The sequence below is a fragment of the Halioglobus sp. HI00S01 genome (assembly GCF_001635445.1).
In the GTDB taxonomy this organism is placed as follows: domain Bacteria; phylum Pseudomonadota; class Gammaproteobacteria; order Pseudomonadales; family Halieaceae; genus Halioglobus; species Halioglobus japonicus.
Genome location: NZ_LWEE01000360.1, coordinates 1 through 825 on the forward strand (window position 1 = coordinate 1; position 825 = coordinate 825).

Consider the following 825-nt stretch of genomic DNA (forward strand, 5'->3'; position numbering starts at 1 on the left):
GTTGGATGAATTGTTGCCGGTAAAAGTACGGACGCCAAGTAACTGGACGGAAGAAACCATTCGCGCACTGGTCGATGAGCAGGGCATAACGTCACGGAAGCAGCTCCAGCGCGAACATCCTGGCGCATACGAAGCTGCGCATACTCGCTACCCCGATCTGCTGGATGAATTGTTGCCGGTAAAAGTACGGACGCCAAGTAAGTGGACGGAAGAAACCATTCGCGCACTGGTCGATGAGCAGGGCATAACGTCACGGGGACAGCTCGATCGTGAACATCCTGGCGCATACGAAGCTGCGCATACTCGCTACCCCGATCTGCTGGATGAATTGTTGCCGGTAAAAGTACGGACGCCAAGTAAGTTGACGGAAGAAACCATTTGCGCCATGGTCGATAAGCCGGGGATTTTCGCCCGCGGCCTGCGCTGTGTAGAACATCCTGGCGCATACGAAGCCGCACGTATGCGCTACCCCGATCTGCTGGATGAATTGTTGCCGGTAAAAGTACGGACGCCAAGTAAGTGGACGGAAGAAACCATTCGTGCAGTGGTCGATGAGCAGGGCATAACGTCACGGAAACAGCTCCAGCGCGAACATTCTGGCGCATACAAAACTGCGCTTAAGCGCTACCCCGATCTGCTGGATGATTTGTTGCGGCGAAGCAAATGGACGGAAGATACCATTCGTGCAGTGGTCGATGAGCAGGGAATAACGTCACGGACGCAGCTCCAGCGCGCAAATCCTGGCGCATACGCGGCCGCACGTTCGCGCTACTCCGATCTGCTGGATGAATTGTTGCCGAAGAAGAATGCTGCCATCTGGACGGA

The 825-nt window shown here is 55.3% G+C and carries 1 protein-coding gene; it reads left to right on the top strand.

Going from position 1 to position 825, the window contains the following annotated elements:
- Positions 1-825, top strand: an 825-nt coding sequence (locus A3709_RS24250; RefSeq protein ID WP_197484343.1) for a hypothetical protein, incomplete at both ends; no start/stop codon positions are given.